Source organism: Imperialibacter sp., from assembly GCF_040222815.1.
Classification (GTDB): domain Bacteria; phylum Bacteroidota; class Bacteroidia; order Cytophagales; family Cyclobacteriaceae; genus Imperialibacter.
Genome location: NZ_JAVKCH010000054.1, coordinates 1 through 9,175 on the forward strand (window position 1 = coordinate 1; position 9,175 = coordinate 9,175).

2 protein-coding genes are annotated in these 9,175 nt (G+C 48.4%); both read left to right on the top strand.

Annotated elements, in window-relative coordinates; all coding sequences use genetic code 11:
• Nucleotides 1–430, top strand: a 430-nt coding sequence (locus tag RIF36_RS25865; protein ID WP_350149702.1) for a T9SS type A sorting domain-containing protein, incomplete at its 5' end; no start/stop codon positions are given.
• A gap of 270 nt (nt 431–700) precedes the next feature.
• A partial coding sequence (locus RIF36_RS25870) for a BspA family leucine-rich repeat surface protein (RefSeq protein WP_350119491.1) occupies nt 701–9,175 on the top strand: 8,475 nt, incomplete at its 3' end.

The window sequence follows — 9,175 nt, forward strand, 5'->3', positions numbered from 1 at the left end:
CAACATACAGTATCCGGGCATCCCGATGGATCCGACCTCATTTGTGGACTTCCAGTTGGGGGGCGGCACAGGTGTTGAGCAGAACAGCATCCGTATCAATGCGTTGGCTACTCCTACCAGCATTGTGGTGACCAAGGTGGAGGAAACGGGTATCTATTTGGATTACTTCAAAGGGCTGACGGTGTACCCTAACCCGGCTGCCGACTATATCACGATAAGGTATGAGAAGCTTGTGAAGGGCAGGGTTGAAGCGGAGCTGATCGACATGACGGGGCAGACGTTGCGGAAGGCCCGTTTAAGCAAAGGTCAGAATGAAGACCTGACTTTAGATGTCACCGATATAAGAAACGGGATGTATATTCTCAGATTTCACGACCTTGAAAACAACGGAGTCAACATCACCTCATTTAAAATCTGGATTAGTAAGTAAACAAACCTATTTGCTTCAAAGCCAATACGATAACATCGACGAGGGGTGTTATTGCGTAGAGGAAGTAGAAAGATGATTTGCAAGACAAAGGATTGTTCATCGTTGTCTTGGCATCATTATGTTGTGCCGTTCAAAACACACAGGTAGGAAATTGAAACTGTTTCGTGTAGTTTTAAGGACGTTTGGCTGCCAGTTATTATTAATAACACTTCCTTTTTTAGTTCCTCTTTTTTTTAGTTTATCTCAATTGCATTCTCGATGCGGTTCAAAATGAAGCAATTTTACAAAGCCAGTTTTCTGACCTTGCTAGGCTTACTATGCCTTAATATTTCGCAAGCTTTTTCACAGGCTTTTATCACCACATGGGAGACCACAACTGCAAGTGAGTCAATCACCATACCCACCACAGGTACTGGCTATAATTACAATATTACCTGGGAGGAAGTAGGGAATGAGGGCACAAATAACGGCTCGGAGGGACCGTTTAATGATGGCAACCAGCCTCATAGCTTTGTATTGCCAACTGCTGGGACTTACCGGGTGCACATCACTGGCGCTTTCCCCCGCATCTATTTCAATAATACTGGAGATGTGGGAAAAATAGTTGGTCTTTCGCAATGGGGTAACATCTCCTGGACGTCTTTTCAATCAGCATTTTATGGGGCGATAAATATGGAGATTACGGCGACAGACGCTCCGGATCTGAGCAATGTGACTGATTTGTCTTTTATGTTTTTCCAAACCACCTACCCTGAGGTATTTGCAGGGGCTGATTTTAGTAATTGGAATACAGCCAACGTGACAAATATGTCCAGCATGTTTGAAAGTACATCTTTCAACTTAGATATAGGTGGCTGGAATACAGCTAATGTCACTGACATGAGTTTCATGTTTTCCTCTGCCTTTTACTTCAATCAAGACATAGGCAATTGGGACGTGTCAAAAGTGACGGATATGTCATATATGTTCGAGAATGCGGGATATTTTGACCAAAATCTTGGTGCGTGGGATGTGACCAGTGCCAGCAGGGCGTCGTTAAATATGGAATTCATGTTCGACAACAGTGGTTTGTCCACAGCTAACTATGATGCATCCCTCATAGGTTGGGCGGGGCAGTCGCCTCTTGAAACTTCAGTGCTTCTTGGAGCATCAGGAGTTAACTTTTGCAATAGTTCCTCAGAGCGAGCATTGCTTGTAGCAGGTTCAAGCTGGACGATTACTGACGCCGGCCAGCTTTGCAGTCCCTTTATCACCACCTGGGTAACGACTGACGGCACTATTACCATCCCAACATTTTTTGGCCCTACCTACAATTACGATATCACTTGGACCAACCTGACGTCAGCGCTTCAGGGAGACGGCTCAATTGCCGGACAAACAGGCGACTATCAAATAACTGGATTAACTAACGGAGATACCTATCAGATCGAGATCTCCGGTGATTTTCCCAGAATTTACTTTAATAGCGGACCAGAAAAGGACAAAATCAGGACGATTGAGCAGTGGGGCGATATCGCCTGGGCCAGCATGGAATCTGCTTTTCTTGATTGCGGTCTCTTTCTCTACAATGCAACAGATGCACCGAACCTGAACAACGTAACGAGTTTGAACAGTATGTTCAGCGGGGCAACATCTTTTAACGGAAATATTGGGAACTGGGATGTCAGTACCATCACTGACATGGGTTACATGTTTTACTCTTCGTCCTTTAATCAAGATTTGAGTGCCTGGGATGTAAGCAACGTGACCAGTATGACTGGCATGTTTTACAGTTCTCAATTCAATCAAGATCTGAGTTCCTGGGATGTAAGTAGTGTCACTGACATGAGCTATATGTTTACTAGTACCCTATTTTTCAACCAAAGTCTTGCCGGCTGGGATGTAAGCAACGTCACTACTATGGAACATATGTTTGACCTGGCGCTTGCTTTCAACCAGGATCTCAGTAGTTGGACTGTTGCCAGTGTTACAAGCATGAATCTTATGTTTGCCGGAGCTGAATCTTTTAATCAAAACATAAGTACATGGAACGTTGGCAACGTGACAGATATGACAGGTATGTTTCTTAATACCCCCTTGTTCAATCAGGACCTGAGTTCCTGGGATGTGAGTAGTGTAACAAGTATGGACTTGATGTTCAGCAATGCTTCCTTATTTAACAATTCTTTAGCAACGTGGAATATTTCGAACGTATCAGGGATGTCAGGAATGCTTAGCAATTCGGGGTTGACCATTGCTAACTACGACGCCACATTGAGTGGCTGGGCCCTATTGACCCTTCAACCTGATGTGACTATTGGTGTGACCGGCCTCTACTACTGTGCATCTGCTACAGACAGGCAAGCGATTGAGACAAACTTCACCTGGATCTTTGACGGCGACACCGAGAATTGTGCTACAGAATATTGCGCCTCGTACGCCACCGATGCCGCTGACTCTAAGATAGTAGCATTTTCCATGGGGGGTGTTAGCACAACCAACGCCCTCTCCTGCGAAACATATACTGACCATAGCTCAGAAATTATTTTAGTGGCGCCCGAATCTGTGAATGCCTTCTCACTGGATGTAGGCACTTGTGGCGGTGACTATGATAAGATAGCCAAAATTTTTGTAGACTGGAACAACGACTTTGTTTTTTCACCTGGCGAGTTGGTATACACGTCGACGGTTAGCCTGTCGCCGACCAATTTTAGTGACGACATCACGGTGCCCATAGACGCAGCGACCAATGCACTGCTAAAGTTGCGCATAGTGCTGATGGAGACGACGGTTGCCGGAGACGTGCAGGCTTGCGGCACATACGACTATGGCGAAACTGAGGACTACTCAATCTATGTGTCCGACGCCACCACCAATGCAGGTGTCACCGCTATCACATCGCCATTTACCGCACCTACCGGCGACTATCAGGTAAAGGCCAGAATCACTAACCTTGGTCAGGATCCTATTCAGAACTTTGATGTTAGCTATGAAATCAACCCGGGGGCAATAACCGCAACAGAAATGTTCACAGCCACCATTAACCCGCTGCAAACACAAGAATATGCCTTTACCAGCCTGGCCAATCTGGCGAGTGTTGGAACGTATCAGCTTGCGGTAAGTATAACCCTTGCGGGTGATGAAGTTCCCGCAGACGATGTTTTCAACGCTGACATTGAAATAATTGAGCCGATCGCCGCCTTTCCCTATTTTGAAAGCTTTGAAAGTGGAGATGGTGGTTGGATGGTTGGGGGATCGAATCCTTCTTGGGATAGCGGATTCCCCAGCGGTTCGGTAATTAATGATGCAGCAGATGGCGCACAGGTTTTTACAACTAGCCTTGAATCAAGCTATAATTCCAACGAAGACAGCTACATTGAAAGCCCGTTTTTTGACGTTTCAGGCCTTACGAATCCGACCTTCCGCTTTTCGCTGATCTACGATATGAATTTCAATGCTGGTGATGGGCTCGAAACCTTTGACTATGCTAATGATATTGCCTACATAGAATATTCATCGACGGATGGTCTTTGGCATGTGCTGGGCCAGGCCAGCGACCCCAACTGGTACAACGTCATTAGTGACCCTCCGGCAGGAACAGTGTCAGGCACCGATGGCTGGTCCGACGGCTCTGGAGGCTGGCAGGAGTACAGCTATAACCTAAGTACGATTAATCTTACCGGCCCAGTGAGGTTTAGGGTTCGTTTTGTGACGAATGAGACAAGTGAAACCAGTTATGACGGGGTGGGTTTTGACAAAGTCTATCTCTACGATGACGTACCCTCTTCCTTAATTGTAACTTCCACCGCTGATGCAGGCCCTGGTTCATTACGTCAGGCGATTTTGGATGCCAGTACGGTTTCTGTTGATACTATCAGATTCAACCTGCCCGCCAGCTCAGTAATCACCGTGCTTTCAACCCTCGATATTGGCAGCAAGCACCTGGTGATCAACGGCTATGAGGTAGATAACTTAGTCATCAATGGTTCTGGCGACGTAGACCAGGGCCTTGGTGTGTTTGGCGTGAGGGTTTTCAGTGCTACAGCCCCGCTCACCCTCCGTCACCTCAATTTCACCAACGTGAACTATACCGACGCCCTCATTGACGGAAATGTGGGTGCGCTGCTAACCATCAAAGAAGACCTCATTATCGAGAGTTGCAGTTTTTTTGACAATATTATGCAAGGCCATCCGATGTTTCACCTGAAGGATGAGTTTTTTGGAGCAGGACCGCAAGTATTGGTCAACGAGTCAAGCTTTACCGGCAACAGCCTCACTGGTGCCAGCGGAACCATATTCAATATTTTGGGAGATTGCCAGGTTTTGGTTGACAATAGTGTTTTCGACGGGAACGTAACCGACTTTGATGGAGGGGCGATATATGCTGAAAAGGGATTCATTTCTACAGAAAATACGACCTTTGAAGCGAACGAAGCCTACCTTGGAGGAGCTGTTGCCGGGGCTAGCAGCACAGTTTACCTTGTGTTTAGCAACTCTACCTTTAACGATAATATTGCCAATAGCGGCGGGGCGATCAGCTACTCGGGAAATGCGTTGGTGACAATTAGTCGGAGTACAATATCCGGTAATTCAGCATTGAACTACGGAGGCGGCATTGAAGTTACCGCTGGATCGCTAAATATATACTCCGCCACGATCACCCTCAATCAGGCCGATAGTGATAGTGACCTAACAGGCTACGCAGGGGGCATTTACTTTAACTCTCTGGGAGCAGTCACATTAAACAATACCATTTTGGCTGGGAACCTGGACGACACCTATCCAGATGCCTTTGGTGATTTCACATCAGCCGACTACAATCTTGTCGGCGACAATTCCGGAATGACATTTAGCCCCCTCACCAATGACTTGGTTGGGGACAATATTACCCCTATAGCTGCCTTGCTGGAGCCACTTGCCGATAACGGCGGACCAACTTTAACACACCTCCCTGGCGTGGGAAGCCCTGCTATTGACGCTGGTTCGCCGGCAGAGAGCAGTGAATATGATCAAAGAGGAGCACCAAGGTATGATGGCAATCCTGACATCGGTTCAGTGGAAGCAGGCTCACGGGTGCCAACTGTTATTTATGTGAACGCTACAGCGTCAGGTCTTGAAGATGGCACCTCCTGGGCCGATGCCTTTGTCGACTTGCAGGATGCCCTGGCTTTTGCTATCAGCGGCGACCAGATATGGCTTGCTAATGGGGTGTATCTGCCTGACGGGGCCGATGCTGGTAATACGTCCCTTTCTTTTGTTATCACACAGAATGACCTGGAGATTCTTGGTGGTTTTGATGGGACTGAAACAAATCTTTCGCAGCGTTTTGCTGACCCGGCACAAACTGTTTTGACTGGTGATTTGACTGGCGACGACGATACGAGCTTTACCTTCATTGCCGACAACTCGAACAACGTCGTTATCATAAACAATGTGACGGGAGTTTTTCTTGATGGCTTTACAATCAGCGGGGGTAATGCTGCCACGTCGGGCGGGGGAATTTATTCTTCCAGTGCCGACTTCAGCCTGAATAACATGGTGATTGAGTACAACAAAGCAGGCAGTAGTGGAGGTGGTGCTTATGTTACAACCGGGGAAGTTACTTTTCTCAAAACCCATTTTCAAAACAACTACGCTACCACCGGTGGAGGGGCCTATCTGGACAGTTCAGACCCCTTTATTTACAGGTCTATTTTCCAGTACAATGGTGGTGTGGCTGGGGCTGGGCTTTACCTCGATGGTTCAAACCTGAACGACGAGACTCCTGGATATTACAACAAGTTCATCGGCAACACGCAGGACGCTGTGAGCGGAGGCGGGCTTTATCTGAGTGAAAGTTACTATAAGGCTTTTCAGAACTTGTTTGCAGGCAATTTCGCTTACGACAATGGCGGTGCGGTGCATGCCGATGATCTCTCCACATTCATTGCCGTAAACTCGACATTTGCTGACAACTCATCGAACGACGGTACCGGTGGATTAAGTTTTGTTTCAGGTGCAAATATTGAAATAAATAACTCTATTTTCTGGGGTAATAGTTCGGTGGCAGGGCTGTTGGGCAGCCAAATGAGCATCAGCGATGGTGGGCCATTCTTCGTCTCCAATTCTATTCTTGAATATTGGGATCCGCTGGCGTATAGTAGCGTTTCGGATGTCAATGTATATGATGCCGATCCTGACTTCATTGATGGAGCTGGAGGCAACTACGGACTCCTGTCAGGGTCGTTGGCCATTGACCTTGGAGACAACCAGTTATTGAACAGCTACTTGAACATAGATTTCCTCGATGAAGACGGGGATGGAAACTTTACCGAGAAGCTGCCCCATGACCTGGCCAATAATCCGAGATACAATGGGCTGAGTGTAGACCTTGGTGCTTTTGAATTTCAGGCAGGGTTAGGGCAGTTACAGGTGGCGGCGGCAAACGGGGAAATACCAACGGGTACTGTTTCCTATCCCGACACCGATGTGGTGGTCGCAGGATTGAGCATCAGCCTCACTGACGCTGCCGATCTGGATCGGCTAGCCTTTACCACCAACGTTGACCTGTCGGCAAGCCTGGGTAACTATAGGCTCTACCATTCTACTGATGCTTTGTTCGGCACCACCGGTGACAACACCCTGATTGGCAGTAGTCCTTTTTTCTCTATGACTGATTTGGAGTTTGCCTCTATGGCGTACGGTTTAGCAATAGGTACTCATTATATTTTCCTGGTAGCAGATGCAGAACCAGAGGCCAACCCTACCCAGCCGGGTATTCAATTCAGCACAGATAATTTTGGTATTGATGTAAGCTCGGTAACGGTTGAGGCATTTAGCTACGGCGGCCCAAGTATTACCTTTGATGCTGATCCGTTATTTACGGCGACCCTTCAAAATGCGACTGGCAGTGACGTGAATGTTTCGGCAGGAACTTCAGATATTACTTTGATGGAGTTTCTCGTGGCTGCTGATCCTTATGGAGAAGTAACCGGGTTGAAGGTCAACTTCTCATCGGATCCGGACACCTACCTGGAGAACTACCGATTAGTTATTTCACTGGACAACAGCCTTGCTACCTTGATTGACAATGACACATACAATTCCTCTTCACTTACAGCTAGTTCAGTAGAATTTTCACCGCTTTTCGGGGGGATCTACACCGCAGGCAGGTACTACTTCCTGGTGGTCGATGTGGCAACCGGGGCAGGAATTACGCCTTCTCCCATTACCTTTTCTGTGGATGACGCCAGCTTCACTGCAGCATTTGGAACGGTCACCGGCATTGATGTTTCGAGTGATCCGTTGTCGGTTGGAGATATTGTGGCCCCGGCCACTCCCACAGCCTTGAGCCTAAGCCTTGCTGCTGCCAATGAGGTAGATGGAAGCTTCGTAGGGAGTGGAGCTTCTGGCTATTTGGTGATCAGACGCCCGGCACTAGCTGTAGCTTACAGCCCAGTTGACGGCACAGAGTTAACGGCTGGCAGCAACCCATTAGTTGATAACCACGTGATAGCTGTGGGCCCAACTACTGTCTTTACAGACGCCGGTCTTGCCAACCAAACAGATTACACCTACGACGTGTATGCCTACAATGGCAGTGGGGCTGGCATTGTATACAGCACGACCGCATTGACCGGCAACATTACTACACTTTCGGCAACTCCGGTCACCCCCACAGCCTTGAACCTAAGCCTTGCAGCTGCCAATGAGGTAAATGGGAGCTTTACAGGTTCTGGAGCCTTGGGCTATTTAGTGATCAGGCGTCCTACGGCAGCGGTAGCTTACAGCCCGGTTACCGGCACAGAGCTCACGGAAGGCAGTAACCCTTCTGCCGACAATACGGTAATAATGGTTGGCGCTGGCACCACGTTTGCCGATAGTGGGCTGTCTTTCGAGACGGATTATACCTACGATGTATTTGGATACAATGGCGGCGGCAGCGGAATAGTGTATAGCGTTAACCCGTTGACCGGGAACATCCAAACTGGGGCAGAAGCGTTGCTTGCTACTGAACCGCTGAGCCAGCCCACAGCGCTTGTCCTAAGCCTGGAACCGGGCCGGCAGATGAGCGGTAACTTTACTGCGGCTGCTGACGGAGCGGAGGGGTATCTTGTGCTTCGGTACTATACGCCGACGTCTCGTACTGTACCTGAAGATGGGACGGAATATGCAGCAGGAGCCAGCTATGGTGATCAGTACGTGGTGTATGCGGGATCGGACACAAGTTTCACTGATGACTTGTCTGGCGTAGAGCTGGGGACCTTGGTGGATTACGATGTATACGCCTACAACGGCGCAGGAGCAACCATCAATTACCTGACAACAGAACCATTGACAGAGAGCAGAACGCTGGAGGAAAGTTTAAGCGTGGTTGCGTCAGCGGCGACTAGCATAACCACCTTCAGCTTCACAGCCAGATGGGACTCTGTGGCCAACGCCAGCGGTTATCTGCTGGAAGTGGCTACCGACGAGTTGTTTGCCAGTCAGCTGACTGGCTTCAATCCATTGGTTACGACAGACACCAGTGCAACAGTTAGCGGATTGTACCACGCCACCGACTACTTTTACAGAGTTCGAGGCTACACCGCTACCGATACTACTAACTACAGTGATACCATAAAGGCACACACCCTTTACTCAACAGAGCTAACGTCTGACTCGACAGCGCTGGTTAAAATCTACGACCAAATGGGAGGTGCTGGCTGGAGTAGTTCAGGGAACTGGAAGGTAAGCCAGGTGAGAGGCTGGGCAGGCGTAGCAGTAACAAATAGCCGGGTGAGCGCA